This is a genomic window from Paenibacillus rigui (genome assembly GCF_002234615.1).
In the GTDB taxonomy this organism is placed as follows: domain Bacteria; phylum Bacillota; class Bacilli; order Paenibacillales; family NBRC-103111; genus Paenibacillus_S; species Paenibacillus_S rigui.
In genome coordinates this window covers 12480-39111 of the sequence record NZ_NMQW01000079.1, presented here as the reverse complement: position 1 = coordinate 39111, position 26632 = coordinate 12480, and the positions used below count along the sequence as shown (strand labels likewise).

The following is a 26632-nucleotide window of genomic DNA, read 5'->3' as shown; positions in this document are numbered from 1 at the left end:
AGGAGATAAGTCCATGCCTAATTACGACCCTGTTTATTACAGCCGGATGCTTACCGAGTTAACCCTCGCATTTCATATTATTTTTGCAACTATCGGGGTGGGGGTTCCCGTTATGATTACGTTGGCAGAACTAATTGGAATCAAACGCAACGACCCTTATTACACTTTATTGGCAAGAAGATGGGCAAGAGGTTTTGTTATTACCGTTGCCATTGGTGTCGTCACAGGAACGGCGATTGGTCTTCAGCTTAGCCTTCTGTGGCCCAACTTTATGAAAATTGCAGGCCAGGCTATAGCACTTCCTTTATTTTTAGAGACGTTTGCTTTTTTTATCGAGGCTATTTTTCTAGGAATCTATTTATATACGTGGGAACGGTTTAAGCCGATGATTCATCTCATGCTGCTCATCCCTGTGGTTCTGGGGTCTTCCGCTTCCGCATTGTTCATTACTACTGTGAATGCTTTTATGAATACACCTCAAGGCTTTTCGCTGGAAAACGGCATCATAACCAATGTAAAGCCAATTTTGGCCATTTTCAATCCGGCGATGCCTACAAAGGTGGCCCATGTCCTTTCATCAGCCTATATGACATGTGCTTTTATATTAGCGGCGATAGCGGCATATTCCCTTTTAAAAAATAAGAGTAAGGTAAATGAGCTTTACGCTAAGAAAGCACTGAAATTAACAGTGACTGCAGGTCTTGCATTCGCAATCACGACCGCGGCTATAGGTGATTTATCAGGGAAGTTTCTTGCCCAATATCAACCTGAAAAGCTTGCCGCTGCAGAATGGCATTTTGAAACGAGCTCTAAAGCGCCCTTGGTCCTTGGAGGGATATTAACAGAAAATAACGAGGTTAAATACGCCCTTGAAATCCCTTATGCGTTGAGTATATTAGCCGGAGGACTGCCGGATGCTCAAGTAAAAGGACTAAACGATTTTCCAGAGGAGCTCCGTCCGCCGCTGTATGTCCATTATTTCTTTGATACCATGGTTGCCATCGGTATGTTTGTGATCTTCGTTGCAATGATTTACCTTTGGTATTCTCGAAAGAAAAATATGAAGCCCTATCCGAAATGGCTCCTTAATACAGTTGTGTTCTGCGGCCCCTTGTCCATGCTTGGTATTCAAGCGGGCTGGTTTTACGCAGAGGTGGGCAGGCAGCCTTGGATATTGAGAGGCTATATGAAAGTGGCGGAAGCGGCAACAAGTTCGCAACAGGTGGATACGATGCTGTTATTATTTTGCATATTGTATCTTATCCTTGCTTTAACCGCTGTTAAGGTGCTGACAAGATTATTTAAAAATAACAAGGTGACAGATGAACTCTCTGCACTAGGCATTGTCGGTAAGGGGGAGTTACAGTGACTATGGAATTGCTAGGAGTAACCGTCTTATGGACATTCCTTTACGGATATTTAATTGTGGCATCGATTGATTTCGGTGCAGGCTTCTTTAGTTATTACTCGGCCGTCACAAACAAAAAACACGTCATTCACAAAATTATTGAAAGATATTTATCTCCGGTCTGGGAAGTCACCAATGTATTTTTAATTTTCTTTTATATCGGCATGGTAGGCTTTTTCCCGGAAACGGCTCGTTACTATGGAACAGCATTACTCGTACCCGGCAGTATTGCCATCATCCTGCTAGCCCTAAGGGGATCGTATTATGCCTTCAGCACTTACGGAGCTAAGGATAATAAATGGTACATGCTGCTCTACGGTGGAACCGGCTTACTTATTCCCGCGGCTCTTTCTACCGTTCTGGCGATCTCGGAAGGTGGAATTATTACTGAGAACGGGGAACGAATTGAAGTGGATTGGACTGCATTTTTTGGAAGCCTATATTCTTGGTCCGTTATACTCCTGGCTTTAGTTAGCGTTCTTTATATTTCAGCTATGTTTTTATCCTATTATGCCCATAGAGCGAACGATCAGCCTGCATTTGAAATCGTTCGGCGCTACGCATTATTTTGGAGCGGACCCACGATTCTTTCCAGCTTGTTTGTCTTTTACGCAATCAGCCAACAGAACCCTCAGCATTTTCTGGGTATGCTTGACGTAGGCTGGATGTTTCTCGCTTCATTCCTTTGTTTTGTAATCTCTGTGTACAGTGTGTGGAGGCGCAGAAGACTAGGTTTGTCCTTCTTGTTTGTACTTTTACAGTTTGCATTTGCATTTTTCGGGTATGGCCGAGCCCATTTGCCTTATATCTTATATCCATACATTTCGATACATGAGAATTTCACGAATCAAACCATGGGAACTGCGCTTGTTGTCGCGTTTATTGCCGGGCTGCTAATTTTAGTTCCATCACTCATTTTGTTACTCCGGCTGTTCCTCTTTGATGCGGACTATGTGCAAGGCAAATATGCAAAGAAAGGGTGAAAAAATATGGAACATATGTTAATGCAGTATGGTTCTCCAATGCTGCTTGCAGCATCGCTTATTTTCATATTTGTTTGGGCGTTAAAAACGAAAGGCTTGCCTGAATAAGCTATCATTCAAAAGAGGCGTCCCATAAGTCATTAAAATGACGAATGGGACGCCTCTTTTTCTTGTATCGGGCAAGCAGCCCGCCACTATCGAATCAAATGCAGGCAAAAGTCCAAATCAGCCTGAAGGTGCTCCTTCATCAGCTGTTCAGCGGTATCGCTGTCATGCGCCCGGATCGCTTCGAAGATCCGCTGATGTTCGTCAATGAGGAATGGCCGATGGTAATACACGACGGTATGCCGGAACAAATAAATGACGGACTGCATCCGGTCGAACACATCGATCATGAGCGGGTTGTTGCTGGCATGCATAATAATTTCATGAAATTCCTTGTTCACTTCCATAATCTCGTTCAAGGTACCGGACCGTCCAACCTCGACACAGCGCTCCAGCCGAAGCAGGTCCTTCTCGGACAAATAGATCGCCGCGCTGCGGGCCGCATGGCCTTCCAGCAGTTTACGCAGCTCGAACGTATTGCGCAGGTCCGACTCCGACAGCTTCACGACCCGCTTGTTCACGACAAGCCCTTCCTGCTCCAGCTTGCGGATCGACTCCCGAATGGGGGTACGGCTCAGGTTGAACTCCGCGGCGAGCTTTTCCTCCACCAGCTTGGTTCCCTGGGCAATCGTTCCGTTCAATATCATATCGCGCAGCGCCTCATAGGACTGCTGATGGGCTGTACGCGCTTTATTAGGGCTGCCTTGCATTTCCATTCACCTCTACTTTACTTTAGCGGAAAGTGCGGGTTTAAACAATATTTTATACGATCGATTCCATCTTTGGATTCAAAAATAAAGTTTTTGTGTACAAAATAAAAGTTTTTGTATACAATACAAAATGTGAATTTCATTTGTTACCGCTTGCAGGAATGCAGCGCTATGTAAATATGACTTTTGGGGAGGAACCGTTATGAAGAAGATCGGTTTTATCGGATTAGGTATTATGGGACGGCCTATGTCGTTGAATCTGTTGAAGGCTGGTTATTCGTTAACTGTGTACGACATTAATCAGGAGGCCGTGTCTTCGCTTGCAGCCGCTGGAGCCCGTGCGGCAGCGACGCCGAAGGAAGTCGCCCAGCACAGCGAGCTGATCTTCACCATGCTGCCGAATTCACAGCACGTGAAGAACGTCGTTCTCGGTGACAACGGAGTTGTTCACGGGGCTGCTCCAGGAAGCATCATCATCGATATGAGCTCAATTTCTCCGGTAGTATCCAAGGAGCTGTCAGACAAAGTGGCGGAAGCCGGTCTGCACATGCTGGATGCTCCTGTCAGCGGCGGCGAGCCAAAAGCCATAGACGGAACATTGGCTATTATGGTCGGCGGCAGCGAGGCCGTATTCGAGAGCGTCCTGGATGTACTGAAGGTTCTAGGCCAGGACGTGACCCTCGTCGGGGATAACGGCTGCGGCGCCACAGCCAAGCTTGCGAATCAAATCATGGTCAACCTGAACATCGCCGCTATGTCGGAAGCGCTTGTATTTGCGGCCAAGGCCGGCATCAACATCGAGAAAATGTACAACGCCATTCGCGGCGGACTTGCCGGGAGCGCGGTGCTGGATGCCAAGGTTCCTCTGATCCTGGAGCGCAACTTCGTAGCCGGCGGCCGGATCGACATTAACCTGAAGGACATGACCAACGTCATGGAAACGGCTCACGAGATCGGCGTTCCACTGCCGCTCAGCAGCCAGCTGCTGGAAATTTTCCACGCGTTGAAAATCGACGGCAAAGCCGCGGACGACCACGGCGGAATCGTACAATATTTTGAGAAGCTGGCCGGCGTTCAAGTAAGCAAGTAATTGGAGAGACGGGGTGTAAATCATGACGAGCAATGTACAGCGTATGACCGTCGCGGCTCTGGAACAACAGCTGCCTCCTGCGTGGAGCAGTGAGGGCCTACGGCACCAGGTTAGATTACTTAACGAAGCGCGGAATCGGAAAATCATCGTTCTGGACGATGACCCTACCGGCGTGCAAACGGTACACGATATTGACGTGTTAACTCAATGGGATGAGGAGCTGCTGGCCGAAGCCTTCGATGCACCGGAGCCGCTGTTCTATATTCTCACCAATACACGCGGACTTGATGCTTCGGACGCCGAACGAATCAATCGCGAAATTGCCCGCAATGTTCACAAGGTGGCGACGCTCAAAGGCAAAGCCTTTACGCTTGTCAGCCGGAGCGACTCGATGCTTCGCGGATATTATCCTTTGGAAACCGATGTGCTGTCGGAGGAAATTGCCCGGCTAAGCGGCACGGTATTCGACGGTCATCTTATTGTTCCTGCCTTTTTCGAGGCGGGACGCGTAACGAGCGGCAACATGCATTTTATGGTGGAGGGCTCGGAGCTCGTACCAGTTCATGAGACGGAATTCGCCAAAGATAAAGTGTTCGGCTATCAGAACGGCGACCTGCCTGCCTGGGTCGAGGAGAAGACCGAAGGACGCCGCAAGGCGGAAGATTGCCTTGTCATTTCTGTCGAGCAGCTTCGCCAAGGCCCCGATGCCGTAATGGAAGTGCTGCTGCGTGCGGCCGGCAACGTGCCTGTGATTGTCAATGCCCTCTCCTACAACGATATGGACGTACTTGCTATGGCCCTCCTGAAAGCGGAGGCACAAGGCAAAACCTTCATTTTCCGCACGGCGGCTTCCTTCGTGAAATCGTACGCAGGCATTTCGGATCAAGCCTTGCTGCCGAAGGAGAAGCTGATTGCAGCCGGGCAAGAGCAGCATGGCGGTATTATCGTCGTTGGCTCCTATGTGCAAAAAACGACGCGGCAGCTGGAGCAGCTGCTCACGTATCCCGGTATCGTCGCTCTTGAGATCAACGTCGAGCAAGTACTGCAGCCGACCGGCCGCAAGGAGGAGCTGGATCGCGTGATTGCCGAAGCGAACCGTCAGCTTGCCGCTGGAAACAACGTTGTGGTTTACAGCAGCCGGAAGCTGATCGCCGTAGACAACAAAACGGATAATCTCAAGATCAGTCAGACGGTATCCGAGTCGCTGGTGAAAATTGTGCAGTCACTCGAAGTGACGCCAAAATTCATCATTGCCAAAGGCGGTATCACCTCGAGCGACGTGGCAACCAAAGGATTGGCCATTCGGAAAGCCCGTGTGCTCGGACAGGCTGCAGCCGGTATCCCGGTATGGCTTACGGGGGATGAAGCGAAATTCATCGGCATTCCTTATGTCGTATTCCCGGGTAATGTCGGCGGCGACCGCACCTTGCTCGAAACAGTAGAGAAAATAGAAGGTTAGAACTGCGTGAATTGAACGCCTGAAGGATAGGCAAAAAAGCTTGTTATCCATTGGATACGGAAATGGGAGAAGGCTATTTATGATGGTAAACACGAAAGAAATTCTTGCAGCGGCGCAGCTGGGCGGCTATGCCGTCGCTGCCTTCAATGTGTATAATCAGGAAACGGCGCGGGCCGCGATCCGCGCCGCTGAGAGCGAGCGCCAGCCTGTCATTATCGCGCTCGGGGAACGGTATTTCCCGACGGTCGATGTGGAAGGCTTCGCCGCCATGGTACAGGCTATGGCCGCCAAGGCAGCCATCCAGGTCGCTCTTCATCTGGATCATGCCTATGAGCGGGCATCGATTGAGCGCGCCATTGCCTGCGGATTTTCCTCCGTTATGTTTGACGGCTCCAAGTACGAGCTGGAACAAAATATCCGGCATACGCAAGCTATTGTTGCCCTTGCCCACGAAGCCGGCGTAGCCGTGGAGGCTGAGATCGGATCGATGGCCCGCGGCGCCTTCTCCGATGAGGAGGAAGGCAGCGGCCTGCTGACAAGCCCGGCGGAAGCTGCGACATTCGTTGCGGAGACCGGCGTCGACTTTTTGGCGGCTGCTATCGGAACCGTACACGGGATGTACGAGGGCGAGCCGAACATCGATCTGGGGCTGCTGGAGCAGATCCGGGCGGTGACGCAGGTTCCGCTGGTGCTTCATGGAGGCTCCGGCACACCTGACGCGACCCTGATCGAGACGATCCGGCGCGGCATTTGCAAAATCAACGTAAATACCGAAATATCGTTAGCCGCGACCGGGTTCTTGCAGCACTATGCACCAGCTCATCCGAAGGCGCATCTGTCCGTCGTGATGGCGGAGCTGGAAAATACGTTGACCCCGGTGATGAGCCGTTTTGTTTCCTTATTTGCCAACAGGGCTTGACCCTGTCCCCTTTTTATCCATAGGAAAGCGTTTCCATTATTAGGAGGGTACATCATGAATTCTGTATTAGGACTCAGTCACAATGCCAGTTTGCTGCTGTATGCAGTCATTTCCATCATTGGGCTCATCCTGCTTATTGCAAAGGCAAAAATGAATCCGTTCGTAGCGCTGATTGTCGGCGCTGTATTTATGGGGCTCATTGCGGGCATGCCGTTAGCGGATATTGTGAAAGCGTATCAGGAAGGGGTTGCCAGCGTTCTCGGCTTTATCGCCATCGTCCTCGGTCTCGGCACGATGCTCGGCAAGCTGATGGCGGAATCCGGGGGTGCCGAACGGGTCGCCAAGACGTTAGTACGTGTATTCGGTGAGAAAAATGTGCATTGGGCGATGATGGTCGTCGCGATTATTTGCGGAATTCCCGTGTTCATTCAAGTGGGTATCGTCCTGCTGTTCCCGCTCGTCTTCGTTATTGCCAAGCATACCGGCACCTCTCTCGTTAAAATCGGGATTGCGCTCGTTGCCGGTCTCGCTGTCGTACACAGTCTCATTCCGCCTCACCCTGCGGCCATGCTTGCTGTAGGCATCTTCAATGCGAACATCGGGAAAACGATCTTCCTTGCATTGATTGTATCCGTTCCGGCTGCCGCTCTGGCTGGACCGCTCTACGGAACGTGGATTTCCAAAAGAATTACATCCGAAGCATCCGGTGAGCTGATGGCTCAATTCACCGAAACGAGAGAGCGCGAGCTGCCAGGCTTCGGCATCACCTTGTTTACGATTCTTCTGCCTGTCATCTTGATGCTGATTGCAACGGTAGTAGATCTGGTGCTTCCGGCCACCCACACGGTGCGTCTTGTCATCGACTTTATCGGAAGCCCGATTATTGCTTTGCTGATCGCCCTGCTCTTCTCGCTGTTCTCTTTCGGCTATGCCCGCGGCTTCAGCAGTAAAGAGCTGCTGAAGTTTACGAACGATTGCCTTGGACCGGTCGCTTCGATTATTTTGCTGATCGGTGCAGGCGGCGGCTTTAACAAAATTTTGACAGCCAGCGGTGTCGGTAATGCTATTGCCGCTTTCGCTCAGGAGATTCACCTCTCCCCGCTTATTCTGGCTTTCGCCATCGCGGGACTGATTCGCGCCGCAGTAGGCTCCGCTACCGTTGCGATGACGACCGCTGCGGGTATTGTAGCGCCGATCGCAGCAACGATGCCCGGCGTCAGCCCCGAACTGCTCGTACTGGCTACGGGTGCCGGTTCGATCATCTTGTCCCACGTCAATGACTCCGGCTTCTGGATCGTGAAGGAGTACTTGAATTTATCCGTGCAGGATACGCTCAAAACTTGGACGGTTATGGAAACGATTCTTGGCTTTGCCGCATTTGCCATGGTCATGGTACTGAGCATGTTCGTTTAAGCACTTGCATCGGTAAGCCAAAGACAGGTGAAACTGCTGCGAAGTCTATCTGGTATCATAAAATTTATGGTTGACAAAATTATTAATTTATGCTATAATTGAAATTTTAATAATTTATTATATAATAAGATTCTCCTGGCCAGGGGGAATCTTATTTTTGTTTATACGGGAGGGAACATGGTATGAAACCAAATGAGTCCAGCTTAACTTCCTTAATAACCGCTTTTGGCCGCGCATATCACAGCAAATATGACACACCCAAAATTTTTGATGATTTTATCGCACAAGATCTCATTTCCCATAAAGAGTTTTCAGACATCAGAGAGCATATGATTCAAGGAATCCCGTTTTTCAACAAAGATTTGGCTCGAAAGCTTCAAGACGATCCAGATGAAATTTTAAAATGGATTACACAAGTACTGCTCTCTCCTACGACATTAGCACGCGCCGCATATTGCGAAAACGTATTACTGAATGAAGTTAGGTCAGGCTTGGATCAATATGTCATCCTTGGCGCCGGGTTAGATACCTTTTGCTTCCGACACCCTGAATTGAAAAACAGCCTGGACATATTTGAAATCGATCATCCCGCTACACAGGCATCGAAAAAGAAAAGATTGAGTCATGCGAATCTGCCCATCCCGAGTCATCTTCATTTTGTTTCCATGGACTTTACAAAAGGATTTTCCTACCCCGATTTAATCGAGGAAGGGTTTGATTACAAAAAAACCTTCTTTAGCCTGCTAGGGGTTTCTTATTATTTAACGAAAGAGGAAAATGCAAGCTTGATTGCCCACCTATTCGACAAAGTGCCGTCAGGAAGCTCTATTGTTTTTGATTATGCGGACGAAAGTCTTTTTGAAGAAAAAGGGATGTTTAATCGAGTTGAACATATGGTGAACATGGCCGCGGTCAGTGGAGAACCCATGAAATCGTGCTTCGCCTATCATGAAATTGAACATATTTTGGAACAATCAGGGCTGCTGCTTAATGATCATTTATCACCGGCTGCGATAAATGATCTTTTCTTTAAACATCGGACGGATTATTTGTCCGCATTCGAAACGATTCATTATATCCATGCGGTAAAAAAATAAGGTTTCAGCTCATGACAGACCTGCCTCTTTAACAAAAATAAGCCCCGCATCACTTCCGGCTCATGCACACGCCGGAAGTGATGCGGGGCTTTGTATATTCGAGCCGCCTTTATACGCCGCTCCGTCGCTTCAACCGCCCCACCTGCTCGGTGAAAATTTAATGATTAAAGTTCGTTTGATAAGGCTGCTGCGGCTGGGCTTGTCCGCCCAAGCCTTGGATCATTGTATTCATAGTGTGGTCCGCCAGCTGAGGAGCCTGGTAATAGCCGCGGAAGTTCATATACTGGAACATTTCCCATGCCATCTCCTGGCATATGTTCGCCGAGGTTGCGTGGTACATGCGGAACGGCTGATTGACGCATTCATTGGCCCACAGCATGCTGATCGCGGAGCCGGCCTTGTGCATGTTGAGAGCGATGGTGCTGATCGTCGCATCCGATAGCTGCGTCGCATTCGGATTCGGCGCCTGCATCTGCGGCTGCTGCAAGCCGACCTGTGGCTGCTCATAAGTCCGAAGCTGCGGTGTATGCGGCGGAGTGGCAGTCATTTGGACGCCGTGTCCTTGAAGCAGCTGCACCCCATAGTCGTAGCCTTCAATCATGCGGCGCTGTTGGTTGAACAAAATATCCTTCAAGTGCGGGTCCTGTGCCATTGAGAATAATACCCCATAAAGCTCGATATGGGCAGCCTTCGTAGAAACGGCTTCTTTCGTCTCCAAAAATTCATGTGCTGCTAAACGTTGCTGCGTGTGCATAATTACCTCCCGGTGATCTGTTTGGAATTTGAGTTCAATACTGCCAAAGACATGAACAAAGATAGGATATCCCAAAAGACAATGGATATGTATGAAGCTTCCCAGACACAAATGATAGCGTTTTCCATAAAATCAATATGTATTTGTGACAACTTTTTGAAAATTATTTATGTAAATTTAAGCTTTCTTTAAGTTTATCTCCAGCCGGGAGGCATATAATACATACATACTTCAATAACCAAACTATTGAAAACTAAATTATTAACGTGGAGGGATTTCCTATGGAACATGTAAAATCATTCTTAAAAGGCTTTTTCTACAGCTTTATTGCAATCGCCGCCCTGCCTATTTTGCTCGTACAAAGCTTGATTGATCTATAACATGCACTTCATTTTTTGCCGCCGCCCTTATTCCGTTCTTACCATTGTTCTCATAAAATGAGGCAGCCCACCGGAACCGTTCCGTGTCGAGCTGCCTTTTTTTGTGTCTTTGAATTCCAGAGAGGAATGCGTTTCTTCCTGGTAACGGTTATCCTACCTTCACTGCGGTTCCGCTGACCGCTACCATCAGCATCCCTTCGCGGATTACCTCGTAATCGATGTCGATACCGACGATCGCATTGGCTCCGAGTCTTGCCGCGTGGGACTCCATTTCGTGAAACGCCACATCTCTCGCTTCCTTCAGCTTGCTCTCGTAAGCCCCGGACCGGCCCCCGACTATATCGGTGATGGAGGCGAACAGATCACGTACAATATTGGCCCCCATAATGGCTTCCCCTGTCACGATCGATACATATTCGACGATCTCTTTCCCCTGAATCGTTGGCGTTGTGCTGAGTATCATCTTCACACATCCTCCTCATGATTTTATTTCATTGTGAAAAATCCTTTTTTGGCTTTAGCACGCTTCACACTTGTCAGTCTAGCTTATGGAATGGAGAGTGCTTTCATACTTTACGTCATAATAGCAATCCGGATGCGCTGCTGCAGCCTAAGATGTCGTATGCTTGTCCAGCAGAACAAAACTGCCTCTTGCGCGTATTTACATATATTAGTAAATAAGGGAGGGCTTCAACAAATGAATAAATTCATTCTAGGATTAAGCCTCGGTGTCCTGTTGTCCATTTCGGGTGCTGCCGTGTTTGCTTCCGAAACCGTTCAATCGCTGCTTGTTCCGGTCACCTTCGAGAAGAACGGGAAGCCCGTTGCAACAGATCCGGAGTACGGCGTACTCAATTACAACGGTCACGTTTATGTGCCGGTTCGCTTCGTCGCGCAAGCCTTCGGGGCAGCGATCGGCTACGATGCGGAGCAGCAGAGGGTCATCATGAAGGACAGATTCAGTGATGATCTGGATTTGTTCGACCCGAAATATAGGGGCGTGATGGCCGGAAACCTCATCGTCACCAAGGAAGGTGACCATACGAAGGTAGCGGGGCAGCTGCAAATGACCCAGCCCTCGATTCGAACGAACTCGGTTGAAGGTCGGTTAACCTTTTATGATGAACAAGGCAAGCTTATCGGAGAGGCTGCTTTTCAAGGGGATGCATTCGGCAGCGAGCCTGTTGCTTTTGAAGCTGCAGGGGCAGGACATTTCAACCAATATGCCTCCGTGAAGCTGGACATCCGCAAAGTAAACCTCCGCCCCATTATCGCAGATCCCGATCCGTCCGAGCCGGAGCTTGCGCTGAACCAGATTTTCCAGATCGATTGGAATCAGGTGAATCAAATCGAGATCGTGGAGCCGGGCGGAAAAACCGTTACTATGGAGAGCGGGCATTTGTTTCAAGAGGCAATTCAGCATTTGCAGGCTGTGAATATCCGCAAAAAAGTGGATCCATCCGTGCCTGTGGGATATGCCTATACCATTCATCTGTATGCGGGAGATACCCGGTATACCTATCTGGCTACGGGTCACCTATACAATAATCAGCAAATTAATTACGGTATGTTCTTCCTGAATGATTCCACACGGGCGCTGGACCAATACGTTGAATCAGTCTTGAAGTAAATGATTGACAATAGGCTGAAGTACGAGGTATGATCCTTGTTAAATTACTAGTTATTTTATCGGATTTTAACACTTTATATGAAAAGGGGTCCCTACCTATGAAAGCCAGTCATCGCTTCCACTCACACAGCAAGCTCGCAGCTTCTTTTGCCTTAAGCGGCGCCCTGCTTCTCTCCGCCCTAGCTCCGGCCTCCGCTCATGAGGAAGGTGCCCTTGCTGCAAACCAGCCCTCCAGCTCCGAGTACAAGCAGTATCTTCAAGATAATTATAAGATTGCTTTGCCCTCCTCTTTAAGCAGAGGGGAATTCATCCGGGATGTGGCTCAAGTGCTTCAGCTGCAGCCTGCAGGCACCGACAATAAATTCGATGATCTCCAGCCCGCCGATCCGGTATTTAAGTCTGCATTGGCTCTGTCGGAGAAGGGGATCCTGACCAGCAGCTCCGTTGCAGCGGAAGGGCCGCTCACCGAGGAAGCCGCCGTGTTCATCGCGTTGAAGGCAGCGGAGCTGAAGGAGCTTGCTTATACATACCCTGATGCCAAGATCAGCGCGGCTCTGGCCAAAATTCACGTGAGCTACCCTGAAGGAAATGGCAGCGGGTTAACCCGTCAAGCAGCCCAGGAGCTGGCTGCGGCTGTGGATACAGGACTTCTCCCTTCTGAATGGCACGATACGTTCCAGCTGGGCCAGCCGGCTTCCGATGAGCTGGCTGCAGACCTGCTCGGGGGTGTCCTTTCCTTCAAGGGCGAGTACAAAAACTACCTCGGCACGGTCAACGAGCCCGACATCTATTCCAAGCTGTACAAGGCGTACAAAGCCGAGGATCTGATTCAGGTGAAGGAGCTGCAGTCGATCGTCGACGAAGCGCTGAAGCAAAATCTCGTGACCGGCTACAACCTGAAGGATACGCGCTATAACGCAAACTTTGACACGAAGCTGTCCTTGACCTACGGTCATGACGACATCACCCATGCGGTGCAGCTGATCGGCCTGCTGCGAAGCGAAGGCATCGACGCCAAGGTGCAGCTGGAGCCGAAGACATCCGCCTTCATCTATTTGAAGGAGTGGGGCGAGCCGAAGCAGACGGACAGCTATAAAGTCGTTCAAATCGAGAACGGCAACTATATCGCCTATGCGAAGGAATACGACATCGCGTTCGAATTCGCCACCGCCGAGCAGAAAGCCAAGTTCCAGGACGTCATCTTCCAATACGCCAAAAAGAACAGTGAGAACGCCACCGGCTTGATCGCCAGCTCCTGGTGGCAGCCGCTTTACTACTCGCTGACGGAGATCAAAGACTACAAAGAAATCGCCAATAACAAAATCACGAAGGGGCATTATTACGCCCAATCGTTCTCCCTTACAGACAAGACGGCGGATATCGCCGCAGGCTTCAAGAAGCTAAGTCCCGATACGCAGGTGACATCGTATCATTTCTGGGTGGATGCGCCGTTCTACAATTATTTGCTCGGTGATTATAAATAAGGCCGGGCAAACGGCTACCGGCTAACATAAAAAGAAAACAACAAAGCCCTTTCGTTCCTATCGGGAATCGGAAGGGCTTTGTTGTGTGATCACAGCTTAATTGGTCCGGGTCAGGATCAATTCATCGTGAGCCAGCGTGAAGCTGCCGCTGCTCGGATCCTTGCCGGTAATTTGAAATTTGAAGCTCTTATTGCCCGGGGAGCTGAATGTCACATTGCCCATACCGGCAACGGTGTATCCGGCAATGCTTTGATACTGGTCAACTGGAACCCCCTGTACCGCCCCGTCGATATACAGCTGCGCCGTCCCCCGGCTGGGGTGCTTCTTGATTCTCGCGCTAACCGTATAGGTTCCGGCAGCAGGCACCGCGACGGTGTAATCGATCCAGCCCCCCACCCCATTAAAATTGCTATAGTTCAACGCTCCGCCGCCAGCGGCGGCATCGGAGCCATTGGCCGTTGAATCCCCTGCTGACAGGGTGGAAGGCAGGCTTTCGAATTCATAGACGAGCGGCTGCGGCGTCAGTGAAATATAGTCGGTGGCCAGCGTGTATGCGTTACTGGCGGCATTTTTGCCGGTCACCTGGAACCTGAACGGCTTCACCCCCGCCGAATTGAACGTGACATTCCCCAGATCGACGGTCACATAGCCCTGCGTGCTCTGATACTCATCAATCGGCGAGCCTTGTGCCGCCCCATCGATATACAGCTGCGCCGTCCCCCGGTCCGGATGCTTCTTCACCTGCACCTTCACATTGTACGTTCCGGCTTGTGCATACACGGCATACTGCACCCAGCCTCCGACCACATTCACATTGGCGTAGTTCAAGCCGCCATTGCTGGCCGCCGAGTCGGATGCATTCGCCAAGGTTGCCCCGGAGGATGCCGTTTGGGCCAAGCTCTCGGCTTCATACTTCACCCCTTCAGGCACGGGCGGCGGCAATAGCACATCAGGCGATTGATACGTCAGCCGGATGGCGTCGGTGGCCAGCAAGTAGGTGCTGCTGGCAGCATTTTTGCCGGTGATTTGAAACTTGAAGGCTTTGTTCCCTGATGTGGTGAAGTTGATATTGCCCAAATCGACCTCGACATAGCCCTGCGTGCTCTGGTACTCGTCAATTGGCGAGCCTTGTGCTGCACCGTCGATATACAGCTGGGCGATGCCCCGGTCGGGATGCTTTTTCACCTGTACCTTGACGTTATACGGCCCTGGGCTCGGCACGCCCACCGTATATTCAATCCAATCGCCCACCCCTGCGAAATTCGCATAATTTAATGCTCCACCGCTAGCTGCGGTATCGGCCGCATTGGCTGTGCTTGAGCCTGGGGAGACGGCTGCCGTGAGGCTTTCCGCCTCGAACACGGTGCCGGAGCTGACCGTCACGCTGCCTGTGCCGCCTGAGCCGATCGTTACATCGCGTGTTACCGTTTTGTTGGCGGTCCGGTCAAAAACAACGACCTTGCCGGTTGCATTCGCGGTTCCGTTCACATTTACCGTGAGACTGGAGCCCGCTGCATTTTGCGTATACGAAGTGATTTTCTCATCCGCATACAGCACCTGCATGGAGGCGCCGTTATCCTCCTGAATCCAGAACGCCTTGCCTTTGGAGGTGTTTTCCGCCAGATTGACGGTCAAGCCCGGTGTCTTCAGTTGACTCCCCGTAAACTTCCCTTTATACGTGTAGGTGCTGCTGCCGCTATCGTCCATGGTGATGTCTTCCACGAGATACGTTTTATTATTATCCAGCCAACGCAGATTAAGGGTCACGTCCGAGGCCGCCCCGGTTACTCCCGCTGCCGTCGCAATGACCAGCGCTTTACTCTTGTCATCCGTCGTATACATCCATGCATAAGGACCGGAGGTATCGAAGTTCGGGCCGGCATACAAAGGCCGCGTCGTTTGATCCGTCAGGGCTTTGATTCTCGGATTTTTCCGCCAGTCATTAAATTTCTTCAGCGAATCCATTCCGGTCGTCGTCCAACCGCTTGGGTCGGTGTTAAACTTGATTACCCTGGCAAGCATATACGAATAGTAATCCTCCGTTCTACCTGTAGGCGAACCGCCATAATAAACCGAGTTCATCGGCAAATACCCGAAGCTGTCGAACCCTATTTTCATACTCGTTCCTACACCGCCGTTAGCAGTTATAAACCCGTTGTCGGCTATGTGCAGCAGCCCGTTGTTCCGGTCTCCCTGGGTAGGATAGATGTCCACCTCGCTGGTCAGCTTGCCGATGAAATCCGGATGCCTGGAGACCAGGTCGTTCAGGTAATTGCGGACCAGCACATTTTTGCGGTACACGCTGTCGCTCGGATGCGAGGTCGAGGTTGCCGCCGTATTCGGCCAAAATTCGGTCAAATCGATCATTTGGTGGGAAAGATGATACTGCGGGATCATGATGTCCTCCACCTGGCTTCGTTTGAATTCGATGTTGGCCGAATCGGCCAGGTCCCTGCCCAGATCATGGTTATCCCCTGTCATACTGAACCAAAGACCGAACCGCAGCCCCTGCGCAACAATATAGTCGGTCAATGAAGCCATGTTACTCGTGAAGCTGGTCTTCGCCACTGTCGTGTCCCGCGTCGTATTCCACAAATCGTCTATCATGACCATATCCAGCCCAGCCTGAGCTGCTCTCGGGACCACGGTATTGCGGAAAAAGGCATCCGTTCGTTTGTCGATGTAATCCCAGTCGTTCGTCGTGAAAACGGATGTTACGTCATGATATTTGAACCGTTTGCGGAAGTGCTCCTCCACCGCCATTTTGCCGTCGAGAATATCTCCCTTGAACACCGTCAGATTAACGGAAATGTACTCGAACTCTTCGCCCGGGAACAAGACGAGCTGCAGAGCCTCGCTGTTCGTTGACACTTTAACATTGGAGATGCCGCTCCAGGCATTGATGCTGGCGAAAGGCAGCCGGTTCGGCGCCCCCTCGGTCTTCCAGTTCATCTCGGGCTGCAGGCCCCAGCCATCGCCGGAGCTGTATACCGTAATCGCATTTCTCCCCGTATTGGGGGCCAAAGCGCCGGAAGTACTGTACCAGACCATATTCGGAACGTAATGCAGCGTATGGGAATCGTTAGGCAAATTCAACGCGATGATATCCGATTCCGTGATCGTTTTATCGGAGGAAGCGTTATTCTTGATCGAGTTGCTGTACTTCAACCCCGATTTGCCGTTATACAGCTCGAATTTGAGGCTGATGGTCACATTTTGTGGAGAAGTCCGGGTAACCGGGATCGTCAGCAGCTTGCCCCAGCTCGTACCGAATTTCGTAATATCCGTAATGGTAGCCGTACCTAACGTCCATCCGCCGTCATTGGCATACAGGTCGCTGCCGCCGTAGTTGTAATAGAACAAATATTGGCTGCCGCTGCCGGTCAAATACTCCTTCCCTGCTTCTTTGTTATAAAAGCTCGTCATTTCAATACTTCCCCCAGCAAAAGACACGACGGATTTCATCACGTCATTTTCCAGTGTCCACACATTTCCGCTCCGCGTAATGGTTGAGCTGGCCGCATACGCAGTCTGCGGTTCTCCATGGTTAATAAAAGGAATACCCGTAAAAAACATACTGAAAATCATCAGGAAGCACAAAACCACACGCAGCTTTTTGTTTTGCATTGCTCATCTTCCTTTCCCGATCCTGACATGTTTTTACTTATTTTTTCTGGAGGGCACGCTGCTCCTTGAAGATGTCATAAATATCTTTGGTCAAAATGATTTTATCCCTGTCCTTGGCGTAAAAGCTTTTATACCAATCATCCACCTGCTTCCCGCCGGCTTTCTCCCAGGCAGCGATAGCGTCCTGCTTCGCTTGCTCAGGCGTGTAGTTAGGCGTCAGGATGGACTTCACCCAGATATCGCCTTCACCGACACCGACCTGCTTCGTCGTATTGGTCAGAATGAGCTGCAGCTCCTTCGGTAGCTGCGGCATTTGCTCCGCATGCGTCGGCCCGGCTACCGGCAGATCAAAGTTAATGAATGTCGAGTTCATTTCGAACATTTGCTTCACCTGATTCTGCAGCGGATCCTTGGCATCCAGCTTTTCGGTACCGAAGTAGCATTTGCCTGATAAGGTTGGGGAAGCCAGCATCGCAAAATCCCCGGCACCGAAGTTAAACTCCGTTTTCCATTTATCCAAATCGGTCACGACCGGACATTTGCCCGGCTCGGACTTGCTGTGAACGCCCTCGAAGCCGTAATACATCGTTTTCATAAATTTCTCGGAGGAGGCGAAATCAACATACTTCATCACCGATTCTGGATCCTTCGCTTGTGCGTTGACGACTGCAGTCATTTGGACCGGGTTGACGAAGATCGGATTATATTGACCGACCGGTGTCTTCGGATAAGGAATGACCGTGATTTCCGCGCTCGGCACATTTTTTTTCAAATTCAAATAAAAGTCGTTGTAGAACGTGATCGGAACGTTGAACTGCTCCATGTAGATCCCGATTTTCCCGTTCAGAAAATCCTGCTTTGCCTTGGAACCATTCTTGTCGTTGAGATAGTCCTTATCGACCAGGCCTTCGCTGTACAGCCTCTTCTTGAATTCCGTCACCGCCTTGATGTTATCCCAGCCGTGAACCAGCTCGTTGTTCTGCACGATGAAGCCCGGATACGTGACGCCGAACATTTCGTCCAGTACCGCCCCGGAGTTATACGACATGGCAATCCCATACGTATCCTTCTTCCCGTTGCCGTCCGGATCTTGCTCTGTGAACGCTTTCGCAAGCTGGTACAGCTCGTCCGTCGTTTTGGGGGCTTCCAGGTTCAGCTTCTTCAACCAATCCGTGCGGATGAACAAGCCCCGCTGCGGGATCGTTTCATTAATTCGCCCGAACTGGTACAGCTTGCCGTCGGCTCCGGTTCCCGCTTTTCTCAACGCCGGATACTTCTGCAGCAGCGCCTTATATTCCGTGCTGTACTTCTCAATCATGTCGTCAATCGGACGCAACTGCTTCTGGTCGATGAGCGGATTCTTAATTTGCGGAGCATATTCCAGAATCAAATCCGGCGCACCTCCACCGGCGAACAGCGTGTTCAGCTTTTGCTCCGATTGCGTCCGGGGGACGGGCACGAATTTGACATCCACCGGTCCCGCCTCATTAATCCATTTCGTGATTTTATTATTCTCCACAGTCCCCTCGCTCGAAGGGATATTGCCGCGGTCATAAATAGTCGCTGTGATCTGCCCCCGCTTGGTCGACTTAGCCGGTTCTACCGAGGCCCCCTCTTCCTTCTTCGTTGCCGTGCAGCCTGCCGCCACCGCCATGAGCGCCACCGAGGTGACGACTGGAAGGACCACCCGTTTCATTGTGTTTGTGTTAGACATGCTTCTTTCCCCTTTCCGCTCTGTTTATCCTACCATCTGATTTGGAAGTCCAGTGAATATGCCCGCTCCGCTATTTATTCGCTTAACGTCCACCCGTCAACCTTTAACGGCCCCTAGCATCACTCCTTTAACGAAGAATCGCTGTACGAACGGATAGACTATAAGCATCGGCACCATCATGAGCACAATCGCTGCCGCCTTCACTCCCTCGGCCACCAGCTGAACCGTATCGTCGGGGGAACGCATCTCGTTCAGCAGCTGCTGATTCTGGACCATCTGCTGCACGAGCACCGTCATGTTATATTTGTCCGTCGAGCTGATATACAGCAGGACGCTCATGAAATAATTCCAGTACGACACCCCGTAAAACAACGTTAATGTCGCTAACACCGGCAGCGAAAGCGGAAGCACGATTTGCACCAAGAGCCGCCATTCATTGCACCCGTCGATACGCGCCGCCTCTTCCAGCTCCTCGGGAATGTTCTCGAAATAGGTTCGCATAATGAGCATGTTGTAGGTGCTGATCAGCGCCGGAAGCCACAGCGCACCATACGAATCGATCAGTCCCAGTCCTTTAATGACCAGAAACGTAGGGATGATCCCCCCGTTGAACAGCATCGTAAACACCATAGCCAGTGTAAAAAATCGCCGTGCATAAAAAAAGCGCTTGGACAGCGGATAAGCCGCCAGAATTGTCATCACCATGCTCAGCACGACACCGACTCCGGTGATCGTCGTGCTGTTCCAGAACGACTGAACCATCTTCGTGCCCTTAAAGACCTCACTATACGTATCCCAAGTAAAATCAACCGGCCACAAGCCGATCTCGCCGGAGGCGATAGCCCGGGCCCCGCTTAAGGATAAAGCGAACACATGAATTAACGGCAGCAGACAAGTTAAACCAATAAGGGACAGAACGATATAATTCATGACATAAAAGAGCTTCTCGCCTCTCGTTGACTTCATCCTTCGCTCCCCCTACCACAAGCCTTGTTGAAATTTGCGGGCAATCGCATTCGCCGACAGCACCAAAATAAACGAGACGACCGATTCGAAGAGTCCCATCGCCGACGTTAAGCTGAACTGCCCTTGCTGTACGCCGACCCGGTACACATAAGTACTGATGACCTCGGAAACACTGCTGACCACATTGTTCTGCAGGTTGAATACCGGATCGAACCCGACATCCATCACCTTGCCTATGGCAAGGATAATGAGCAGAACGATCGTTGTCTGAATGCCTGGCAGCGTCACATGCCATATCTGCTTCAGCTTGCCGGCCCCATCGATAGCAGCCGCCTCATAAAGACTCGGGTCGATGGAGCTGAGGGCGGCCAAATATATAATGGCATTGAACCCCATATCCTTCCAGACACCGGAGGCAATGAACACCGCAATCCAGGAATTCGGCTGGTACAAGAACGGGTACGGTTCCCCGAAATGCCGTTCGATCCAGTGATTTATAAAGCTGGATTCCATCGAGAAGAGCGTCAGAACCAAGCCGCCGACGACGACCCACGATAGAAAATGCGGCAGGTAAACTACCGTCTGCACAAACTTTTTGAACCACAGCCTTCGAATCTCATTCAGCGAAATCGCCAGCACAATGGGCACCGGAAATCCGAAGACAAGGCTCAGCAGGCTTAAGACCAGCGTGTTGCGAATAATGTTCAGCGTCTGGGACTGTTGAAACAGCATGTCGAAATTTTTCAAACCTATCCAAGGGCTGTGAAGCACCCCATCCGCAAAGTTATAGTCCTTAAACGCAATGAGCAGACCAAACATCGGAACGTACTTGAAAATAAGAAAGAATAGCACGACGGGAATAAACATCAGCAATAACGGAATATTTTGCCGGAATCTCTTGCTGTTGATAGGAAAAGAACTCATGCTCGACACCATCCTGTAACGTGTTTTGTATCTCCATTGTACAAAGGAGCAGGATGGGCAACATCTACGATTTATGGGGAAAAGGATACAATTTTTAGATTCCCTTCGTGAGCGGGCATAAAAAAGCCCAAGCTGTCTCCATCGACAGCTTGGGACCTTATAAAGGCTGTACCGATCAGCCCTGATACAGCTTGCGGTAATCCTTGGGCGAAAGACCTGTAGCCTGCTTGAACAGCTTCGCAAAATAATTGGGCAGATCGTACCCGATCCTGCCGGATACCTCCGTTATTTTCATATCCGTATTGGCGAGGAGCTGCTTCGCCTTCTCCATTCGCAATTCAATAAGGTAATCGACGAAGCTGCGCCCGGTTTCTTTTTTGAACAGATGACTGAAATAAGCTGCGTTCAAATGCACCTGTGCGGCAACCTGCTGCAAGGAAAGCGATTCTGCATAGTTCTCTTCCATATAGCGCGCTGCTTTGAGGATCGCGCTGCGGCTGTGCTTTTCCTGCCATTCGCCGTAACGGCTCATGAACTGCTCCGTTTCAGCCAGCATCCAGGCGCGGACCGCATCCACGCCCCTGCACTCATGCAGCTTATGGATGCGCCCTGTCAATTCCGCAAGCCTCGGATTCAGCTCGAACTGCTTGCGGGCCGTATCCTGCAGCGCAAAGCCCAAGGACAGCGCCTCGACCTTCCATGCTTCCGTAGGCATGCCGCAGATTTCCCGGATCAGCTGATCCAGATACTGCCGTAATGCGTCCATTTGGCCTGCATGGATAAATGCAGCCACCTGCGCGCTGATGAGCTGCTGCCGCGCCCGGTTGATCGGATAGGCTGCCTCCCCCCTGCGGGCTTCGCCGGCTCGTTCCTCCATCGCCGCTTGTTCCACACTGCTCTCGTACAAGTCAGGCAGTTGGCCCAAGCTTTGAATTAGCCCGGCACATTGCGAGGAGACGGTCAAGCCCAACAGGCGCCAGACCGACTCCCTTACGGCTGCGCAAATCGCCTCCTCCTCCAGCCTGCCATCTGCCAGCAGCGCATACCTTCCAGATTCGATCAGGAGCAGCTTCCCCTCTGCACGGTGAATATCCATCCATTCGTTAATCATATTAAGAACCGCAAACTGCAGCAACGGTACATCGCGTTTCGTATATTGCTTCGAGGTCGGGGAGTAATCCGTAATTTGAAACAAAATGAGCTTGCTGCTCCGCAAGCTTGCTTCGAGTTCCGCTGCCGCTTCCGAACGGTAAGGGAACCTGAGAAATATCGCGCGCAGCGTATTGTCCAGCAGCAGTTGCCGCTCCATCTCTTCTTTCCTAAGCCTGGCTTGCTTCTCCGCCACCAGAGCATCCACTTTATGCAGGGCTTCGAATATATCCTCCTTGCCGCAAGGCTTCACCAGCAAATCGAGTGCGCCGCAGCGCAGCGCCGTCTGGGCATACTGAAAGTCCTGAAAACCCGTAATGACAATAAATTCAATCACAGGGAACCTGGCTTTGGTTCGCTTCAACAGCTCCAGTCCATCCATAATCGGCATTCGAATATCCGTTATGACCAGATCAGGCTGCAGCTCGGCCAGCATCGGCTCGGCTTCGAGACCATTCTCCGCTTCCCCGCAGACGTTCCAGCTCGTGCCGGAACCGGAGAGCATTTTGGCCAGCCCTTTACGGAACAAAGGTTCATCCTCTACCAGAACGATCCGTGTCATCCGTTGTCCCCCCTTCCACAGCCTGAGCTTCTTCATACGGTAAAATGAACTGCATCAAGGTTCCCTGCCGCAAATGCTTGATATGCAGCCGGTACCGCTCCCCGTGCACCAAATAAATACGCCGCATGACATTCCGAATCCCGATACTTTCCCTTTCTCTGTGCTGATCATAGACAGATTGATCGTTCAGGATTGTTCGAATCAGGTCGGGACTCATGCCGCATCCGTTGTCCTCGATTTCCATATGCAGCTCATCCGCCCTGCGGAAAGCCCGCAGGACCAGCCGCTTCTCGCCCGTCATATTACGAAACGCATGAACAAACACATTCTCCACCAGCGGCTGCAGCAGCAGTCTTTGCATCCGGCAGTTCAAGAGCTCCGCATCGACTTCGATGTCGACGTGCAATCCTTCACCGTGCCTCGCTTCCTGAATGGTGATGTAGTTGCGGATTTGGGCCAGCTCATCCCTCAGTGTGCTGGGCGCTGCTACCGAGGCGAGCGAATACCGGAGCAGCTCGGACAAGCTGGTGACCAGAGAAGCGGTTTCCTCGTCCTCGTAGAGGAGCATAATTTTCCAATAAATCGAGTTCAGCGCATTATGCAGGAAATGAGGGTTCAATTGAGCCTGGAGCGCTTTCAGCTCCGCTTCCTTCTCGCTCAATTTGCTTACGTACACTTCCTGAATTAACGCTTGAATGTTCGCTACCATATTATTGAAGCTTTCTGCCAAAAAAGCGAACTCATCACTCGATTTCGTGACAATTTCCACGCGCAAATTCCCTTCCCTTACCCGCTGCATGGCGGTAACCAGCCCATGAAGCGGTCGAAGCAGCCTGCCGCTAATGAAAGAAACGCTCGCCGCCATCAGCAGAACGCTGACGAGCCCGGAAATTAAAGCAACATGGTACACACTGCGCCCTTTGGCTTCGATATCGGCCAGGGAGATCCCGCTGACCAGGCTGAACGACCGGGGCTCGTAACCGCTTTTGACGAACAAATAATCATGCCCGTCATGGCGTTGAATCTTCGTCCCTTCCCACGCATCCAGCTCCGGCACGAACCCGGCTTGCCCATCCGGCTCCCGGCTGTAGAGCAAACGGCTGTACTGGTCATACAAGTAAGCGCCGGTCGTCCGGCCCGCCATCAAAGGCTCCAGCGGCTCGGACAGGAACGATTCGTCAATAATCATGATGATCATACCGTATACCGCCTGCTGCTTGGTCGATTTCAACAGACGCGAAGCGACAAGGTTGCTTTTGCTGCCGGAAGGCTCGGAGGAATCCGGGATGTTCAGCCGTTGCCACACAATTTCGGTCGTCTGCTCCACCATACCGCTCTTGACCTGTTCATAGAACCCTGGAAACTCGATCGGCATGGAAGGGTTCGTATGGCTGAAGTAATTGTTGTTTCCTTGCATGTCCACAATATATAACGCTCTAATTTGGGGCGTCTCATTTTTTAACGGAAGCAGAATTTCGGACAAGTCCCGCTCCAGCATAAACCTCCGGAATTCCTTACTTTCTCCGTTCGCCGGCTCGGCGTGCATCCCCTGAACGATCTGCTCGACAAGCGGGTGAAAAAAAATAAAGTCGGTAATCCGGTACATGTCCTGAATTTTGAACCCAATCTGCTCCATCGTCTGTTCGCTTGTTTTGAGATACTGCTTGCTGATCTCGCTCTGAAACAGGTTCAAGTAAATCCGGTAGGAAACGTAGCCGGTGACGAATGAGCAAACAATGATGATCACGGACAGGATCAAGATAAGCTTGACTTTAAAATGCTGATGAATGTATTGGAGAACATGCCGATGCTTCATATTTATGTCTCCTCCTGACCGTGTCCCCTAACTCCAAATAAAGGTAGAGAAGCGGCCCCTGGGCACAGCTTCCCTACAGTATTGCAAATATGCTTCAGAACCTTGGTAGGTTCATTCGGACCCGGTCTGCTAGCTTACTTCGGCAAGCACAGCCGGAGCAGATCGTCTACTTGGGCGGTGGCGAGGCATTCTACCGTATCGGCCGCACCGTAATATATTTTGACTTCTCCATCGTCCTCCAGGATCATCCCACCGGGAAAAATTACGTCATTACGGAAGCCGCCGTCCGTCTCATAGCTTGCTTCCGGCATCAATAACGGCTCATGGCACATGCCGACGATACGGTACGGGTTGTCCAGATCGAGCAGCATGATCCCTGCCGAATATCTTTTTCTCCAACAAGGCTCCCATCCGTTCTTGCCGCGGGACGCATCGATATCCACCGCATGGAATGTGGTGAGCCAGCCGTGAGGCGTTCGAATCGGAGGGGCCGCAGGTCCAAGCTTGTCATTGGCGAATGGCACGTTCTCGATGCCCAGCAGAAGCTCCGTATTCCCCCAATACTTCAAATCGGGAGAATCGGAAATCCAAATATCGAAGCTATCCCTGCCACCCTTGCCATACACGGGAAAAGGCCGCTCCAACCGGATGTATTTGCCTCCGATCCGTTCGGGGAACAGCACCATGTTGCGGTTATCTGGAGCCGACATGCTCAGCACCTCGAAGCTGACGAAATCGTCCGTTACCGCAACACCGCCGCGTACGCCGTGCTTCGTGTCTACCGCAAAGCACAGATAGCAGCGCCCGTCGATGACCGTTAGCCGCGGATCGTACGTTCTAATAATCTCCTCGTTCTCGATACCGAAGCACGGCTTCTCATGAACATTCCAGTGAATGCCGTCTTGGCTGGTAGCCAGGCCAAGGTTCGTCGTATTGATAGGCAGCAGCGTCTGCTTCCCGGCATCCCCGTAATCGTTGCGGAACATCATCACGTATTGACCTGCGTACTTTGTAACACCGGCATTAAACACAAGCGCCGGCATATAAGGGACGTCATCGGCCGTCAATATCGGGTTGCCGGGATAACGCGTGATCAAGGGACTGGATTTCAGAGAACCGCTAATGGACATCGTTCATTTCCTCCGTAATATACAATAATTTATTCGTTTACGCACGATTTTTCATTCATAAAAAGGTCGGCCTGATCGTCTGCTATGCCAGTGTAATACAGGAGGTGCGGTTCGACATCTATAAATTTTTGATAAACGGATACAATCTTTAGATCGTTCATCCGGACGGGGGATCTCGGCTTTCCCGCTGCGTACAAGGCTATGCCTTCCTTGGCAGATATGATAAATTGGGAGAAGAACCCATCTGGACCCATGAAGGAGGATGCATACGATGAGACCAGCAGGCCATAATCAAAACAATGTCGACCGCTTCTCAGGATACGCAGGGGGGTATGACCAGAACCGGCCTGAAGCGCCGAAGTTCGTCGTGGAGCTGCTAACGCAATATTTGGGGCGAAGGCCTGCACTCGTTGTGGATGTAGGGAGTGGCACCGGCCTGTCCTCTTTTATCTGGAAAGCGGCGGCGGACCGGGTGATCGGCGTGGAGCCCAATGAAGATATGCGGAGTAAGGCCGAGGAAAAAAGGTCCCGGATGGACGGCGCCGGTCACATTTCCTTTGTTCCCGGCTATTCCAACGGGCTCAAGATCGAGTCCGGCGCAGCCGATGTGATTACCTGCTCACAATCATTCCATTGGATGGAGCCGGTCAGCACGTTGAAGGAGGCCTCCCGTGTCCTCCGGGACGGGGGCATCTTCGCCGCCTACGATTGCGACTGGCCGCCGATGGCCGGCTGGGAGGTCGAGGAGGCCTACAACGAGCTGATCCGCCAAGCCGACGACATCATAGCACAGCATGTCGAGCCAGGCGACCGCGCGGTGAAGCGGAACAAAGAAGAGCATCTTCGTACGCTGCAGGAAAGCGGCGTATTCCGATTTACGAAGGAAGCCGTCTTTCACAACAAAGAACGATGTGATGCGGCCAGGTATGTCGGTCTCGCCCTAAGTCAGGGTGGAGTACAAACCGTGCAAAAGCTGGGCTCCACGGCTTTGAAGGAAGCTATCGAACGGCTGAGCAGCCGGGCGGAAGCCTATTTTAACGGTCAGACTCGGGACGTTGTGTTCGGGTACCGGATGCGCTTGGGGTTGAAGTAATTTGAAATTGGAGAATACATGGAAGAAATAGTTGAAATCTTGTCTGCTGTTATTCTTGCGATAGCTGTAATTTATGTTAAATACAAATTCAATAAATTAACGGCAATAATTATTGTGTCCATACTTTTATTAGTGTTTTTAAATTATATCGGATTTAGTGGAAGGGATGTAGTTAAGGCACTTGGAATAATTATTAACTTCATGACGAAATAACCTGCA

21 protein-coding genes are annotated in these 26632 nt (G+C 51.0%); 11 read left to right on the top strand and 10 right to left on the bottom strand.

Annotated features, from left to right (window positions below; translation table 11 throughout):
• Positions 1–13 precede the first annotated feature (13 nt).
• The gene (locus CF651_RS31465) at positions 14–1369 is read left to right on the top strand and encodes a cytochrome ubiquinol oxidase subunit I (protein WP_094018821.1); all 1356 of its coding nucleotides are present in this window, start codon (positions 14–16) and stop codon (positions 1367–1369) included.
• Entirely contained in the window at positions 1366–2391 is a 1026-nt protein-coding gene (locus tag CF651_RS31460; RefSeq protein ID WP_094018820.1) for a cytochrome d ubiquinol oxidase subunit II, read from the top strand. Before CF651_RS31465 ends, CF651_RS31460 begins: the two co-directional genes overlap by 4 nt.
• Positions 2392–2585: 194 nt before the next feature.
• Here the strand turns inward: CF651_RS31460 and CF651_RS31455 are convergent, their stop codons facing one another.
• Entirely contained in the window at positions 2586–3206 is a 621-nt protein-coding gene (locus CF651_RS31455) for a GntR family transcriptional regulator (RefSeq protein WP_094018819.1), read from the bottom strand.
• Between the two features lie 202 nt (positions 3207–3408).
• Between CF651_RS31455 and garR the strand changes: the two genes are divergently transcribed.
• The 5 genes from garR to CF651_RS31430 all read left to right on the top strand — a co-directional run bounded on the left by garR (position 3409) and on the right by CF651_RS31430 (position 9184).
• Positions 3409–4296: a 2-hydroxy-3-oxopropionate reductase gene (garR, locus tag CF651_RS31450; RefSeq protein WP_094018818.1), complete on the top strand. Its 888-nt coding sequence runs from the start codon at positions 3409–3411 to the stop codon at positions 4294–4296.
• A gap of 22 nt (positions 4297–4318) precedes the next feature.
• Positions 4319–5755, top strand: coding sequence for a four-carbon acid sugar kinase family protein (locus CF651_RS31445; RefSeq protein WP_094018817.1), 1437 nt, complete (start codon positions 4319–4321; stop codon positions 5753–5755).
• A 79-nt stretch (positions 5756–5834) separates the two neighbouring features.
• Entirely contained in the window at positions 5835–6674 is an 840-nt protein-coding gene (locus tag CF651_RS31440) for a class II fructose-bisphosphate aldolase (protein WP_094018816.1), read from the top strand.
• A gap of 54 nt (positions 6675–6728) precedes the next feature.
• Entirely contained in the window at positions 6729–8087 is a 1359-nt protein-coding gene (locus tag CF651_RS31435) for a GntP family permease (protein ID WP_094018815.1), read from the top strand.
• A gap of 182 nt (positions 8088–8269) precedes the next feature.
• Positions 8270–9184, top strand: a complete 915-nt coding sequence (locus CF651_RS31430) for a class I SAM-dependent methyltransferase (protein WP_094018814.1) — start codon at positions 8270–8272, stop codon at positions 9182–9184.
• 157 nt (positions 9185–9341) lie between these two features.
• On the opposite strand, the gene CF651_RS31425 is transcribed toward CF651_RS31430, so the two are convergent.
• Together CF651_RS31425 and CF651_RS31420 are read right to left on the bottom strand one after the other, a co-directional pair.
• A complete protein-coding gene (locus tag CF651_RS31425; RefSeq protein ID WP_094018813.1) occupies positions 9342–9938 on the bottom strand; it encodes a spore coat protein in 597 nt (198 codons plus the stop codon).
• A 528-nt stretch (positions 9939–10466) separates the two neighbouring features.
• Positions 10467–10781 (bottom strand): heavy metal-binding domain-containing protein, encoded by a 315-nt coding sequence (locus tag CF651_RS31420; RefSeq protein ID WP_094018812.1) that lies wholly within the window; start codon positions 10779–10781, stop codon positions 10467–10469.
• A 234-nt stretch (positions 10782–11015) separates the two neighbouring features.
• Between CF651_RS31420 and CF651_RS31415 the strand changes: the two genes are divergently transcribed.
• Complete coding sequence (locus CF651_RS31415; protein WP_179233087.1) at positions 11016–11948, top strand: stalk domain-containing protein; 933 nt, start codon at positions 11016–11018, stop codon at positions 11946–11948.
• Between the two features lie 98 nt (positions 11949–12046).
• Entirely contained in the window at positions 12047–13432 is a 1386-nt protein-coding gene (locus tag CF651_RS31410; RefSeq protein WP_094018810.1) for a hypothetical protein, read from the top strand.
• A 96-nt stretch (positions 13433–13528) separates the two neighbouring features.
• Here CF651_RS31410 and CF651_RS31405 read toward each other — a convergent pair whose 3' ends face one another.
• The 7 genes from CF651_RS31405 to CF651_RS31375 all read right to left on the bottom strand — a co-directional run bounded on the left by CF651_RS31405 (position 13529) and on the right by CF651_RS31375 (position 25320).
• Positions 13529–17059 (bottom strand): carbohydrate-binding domain-containing protein, encoded by a 3531-nt coding sequence (locus CF651_RS31405; RefSeq protein ID WP_094018809.1) that lies wholly within the window; start codon positions 17057–17059, stop codon positions 13529–13531.
• 37 nt (positions 17060–17096) lie between these two features.
• Positions 17097–18773, bottom strand: a complete 1677-nt coding sequence (locus tag CF651_RS31400) for an extracellular solute-binding protein (protein ID WP_094018808.1) — start codon at positions 18771–18773, stop codon at positions 17097–17099.
• 96 nt (positions 18774–18869) lie between these two features.
• Positions 18870–19739, bottom strand: coding sequence for a carbohydrate ABC transporter permease (locus tag CF651_RS31395; RefSeq protein ID WP_094018807.1), 870 nt, complete (start codon positions 19737–19739; stop codon positions 18870–18872).
• 12 nt (positions 19740–19751) lie between these two features.
• A complete protein-coding gene (locus CF651_RS31390) occupies positions 19752–20663 on the bottom strand; it encodes an ABC transporter permease (RefSeq protein ID WP_245856231.1) in 912 nt (303 codons plus the stop codon).
• Between the two features lie 175 nt (positions 20664–20838).
• The gene (locus tag CF651_RS31385; protein ID WP_179233086.1) at positions 20839–22374 is read right to left on the bottom strand and encodes a response regulator; all 1536 of its coding nucleotides are present in this window, start codon (positions 22372–22374) and stop codon (positions 20839–20841) included.
• Positions 22346–24190 carry a sensor histidine kinase gene (locus CF651_RS31380; protein ID WP_094018804.1) on the bottom strand — a complete coding sequence of 615 codons (1845 nt, stop codon included), beginning with the start codon at positions 24188–24190 and terminating at the stop codon, positions 22346–22348. Before CF651_RS31380 ends, CF651_RS31385 begins: the two co-directional genes overlap by 29 nt.
• A 134-nt stretch (positions 24191–24324) precedes the next feature.
• Positions 24325–25320: a glycoside hydrolase family 130 protein gene (locus CF651_RS31375; RefSeq protein ID WP_094018803.1), complete on the bottom strand. Its 996-nt coding sequence runs from the start codon at positions 25318–25320 to the stop codon at positions 24325–24327.
• A gap of 271 nt (positions 25321–25591) precedes the next feature.
• Between CF651_RS31375 and CF651_RS31370 the strand changes: the two genes are divergently transcribed.
• Positions 25592–26413 (top strand): class I SAM-dependent methyltransferase, encoded by an 822-nt coding sequence (locus CF651_RS31370; protein WP_094018802.1) that lies wholly within the window; start codon positions 25592–25594, stop codon positions 26411–26413.
• An 18-nt stretch (positions 26414–26431) separates the two neighbouring features.
• Positions 26432–26626 (top strand): hypothetical protein, encoded by a 195-nt coding sequence (locus CF651_RS31365; RefSeq protein ID WP_094018801.1) that lies wholly within the window; start codon positions 26432–26434, stop codon positions 26624–26626.
• Positions 26627–26632: the final 6 nt, after the last annotated feature.

Bases quoted from the DNA above. Each gene is read 5' to 3' on its own strand.
- CF651_RS31465 (WP_094018821.1), top strand. From the start codon at position 14: ATGCCTAATTACGACCCTGTTTATTACAGCCGGATGCTTACCGAGTTA.
- CF651_RS31455 (WP_094018819.1), bottom strand. From the start codon at position 3,206: ATGCAAGGCAGCCCTAATAAAGCGCGTACAGCCCATCAGCAGTCCTAT.
- garR (WP_094018818.1), top strand. From the start codon at position 3,409: ATGAAGAAGATCGGTTTTATCGGATTAGGTATTATGGGACGGCCTATG.
- CF651_RS31445 (WP_094018817.1), top strand. From the start codon at position 4,319: ATGACGAGCAATGTACAGCGTATGACCGTCGCGGCTCTGGAACAACAG.
- CF651_RS31440 (WP_094018816.1), top strand. From the start codon at position 5,835: ATGATGGTAAACACGAAAGAAATTCTTGCAGCGGCGCAGCTGGGCGGC.
- CF651_RS31435 (WP_094018815.1), top strand. From the start codon at position 6,729: ATGAATTCTGTATTAGGACTCAGTCACAATGCCAGTTTGCTGCTGTAT.
- CF651_RS31430 (WP_094018814.1), top strand. From the start codon at position 8,270: ATGAAACCAAATGAGTCCAGCTTAACTTCCTTAATAACCGCTTTTGGC.
- CF651_RS31425 (WP_094018813.1), bottom strand. From the start codon at position 9,938: ATGCACACGCAGCAACGTTTAGCAGCACATGAATTTTTGGAGACGAAA.
- CF651_RS31420 (WP_094018812.1), bottom strand. From the start codon at position 10,781: ATGATACTCAGCACAACGCCAACGATTCAGGGGAAAGAGATCGTCGAA.
- CF651_RS31415 (WP_179233087.1), top strand. From the start codon at position 11,016: ATGAATAAATTCATTCTAGGATTAAGCCTCGGTGTCCTGTTGTCCATT.
- CF651_RS31410 (WP_094018810.1), top strand. From the start codon at position 12,047: ATGAAAGCCAGTCATCGCTTCCACTCACACAGCAAGCTCGCAGCTTCT.
- CF651_RS31405 (WP_094018809.1), bottom strand. From the start codon at position 17,059: ATGCAAAACAAAAAGCTGCGTGTGGTTTTGTGCTTCCTGATGATTTTC.
- CF651_RS31400 (WP_094018808.1), bottom strand. From the start codon at position 18,773: ATGTCTAACACAAACACAATGAAACGGGTGGTCCTTCCAGTCGTCACC.
- CF651_RS31395 (WP_094018807.1), bottom strand. From the start codon at position 19,739: ATGAAGTCAACGAGAGGCGAGAAGCTCTTTTATGTCATGAATTATATC.
- CF651_RS31390 (WP_245856231.1), bottom strand. From the start codon at position 20,663: ATGAGTTCTTTTCCTATCAACAGCAAGAGATTCCGGCAAAATATTCCG.
- CF651_RS31385 (WP_179233086.1), bottom strand. From the start codon at position 22,374: ATGACACGGATCGTTCTGGTAGAGGATGAACCTTTGTTCCGTAAAGGG.
- CF651_RS31380 (WP_094018804.1), bottom strand. From the start codon at position 24,190: ATGAAGCATCGGCATGTTCTCCAATACATTCATCAGCATTTTAAAGTC.
- CF651_RS31375 (WP_094018803.1), bottom strand. From the start codon at position 25,320: ATGTCCATTAGCGGTTCTCTGAAATCCAGTCCCTTGATCACGCGTTAT.
- CF651_RS31370 (WP_094018802.1), top strand. From the start codon at position 25,592: ATGAGACCAGCAGGCCATAATCAAAACAATGTCGACCGCTTCTCAGGA.
- CF651_RS31365 (WP_094018801.1), top strand. From the start codon at position 26,432: ATGGAAGAAATAGTTGAAATCTTGTCTGCTGTTATTCTTGCGATAGCT.